This window comes from Lyngbya aestuarii BL J, from assembly GCF_000478195.2.
Taxonomy (GTDB): Bacteria; Cyanobacteriota; Cyanobacteriia; order Cyanobacteriales; family Microcoleaceae; genus Capilliphycus; species Capilliphycus aestuarii.
This window is the reverse complement of the sequence record NZ_AUZM01000356.1, coordinates 1-475: the sequence shown is the minus strand read 5'-3', so window position 1 is coordinate 475 and position 475 is coordinate 1. Positions and strand designations below refer to the sequence as shown.

Genomic DNA, 475 nt, shown 5'->3' with positions numbered 1-475 from the left:
GCTCTTCCGATCTCCGTAATTTTTTTGTCAGTTTTAGACATTGGTTTCAGGGTAATCCTTAAGGTATTGGAATTGAGATAGTTGGAGTTCGGAGTCAAGACGTTTGTTTTGAGGAAACGTCCGAGTTGATGGAGGAAAGCCGCCGCATCGTTGCGATCGTCATTAGTCAGACTCAGCTTCCCAACAGCGTTCTAAGGTTTCAAGTAGATCTCGACGAGAGGCTGAGAACTGTTTCAAGACGCTGGAGAGTTGAACCGCTTGGTTAATGTTATTGATCTGTACCCGTAGGGGTTGCTCGATCTCACATGAACTGGGGATTTCTAGCTCTTGTAAGCGTCTGTAGACTTGCCACCGATCGGCCCAGGAGTTGACCTCGATGACTTCGCTGTTGTCGGGATGTAACTGTGATGAATTCATTACTTGTACCAACTGCAACTAATTTCTACTTAGTCCTGACTGAGATCTCTCGAACTTG

1 protein-coding gene is annotated in these 475 nt (G+C 45.9%); it reads right to left on the bottom strand.

The window, feature by feature from the left end:
* Positions 1-162 precede the first annotated feature (162 nt).
* Positions 163-417 (bottom strand): Asr1405/Asl0597 family protein, encoded by a 255-nt coding sequence (locus M595_RS28500; protein ID WP_023067691.1) that lies wholly within the window; start codon positions 415-417, stop codon positions 163-165.
* Positions 418-475 lie beyond the last annotated feature (58 nt).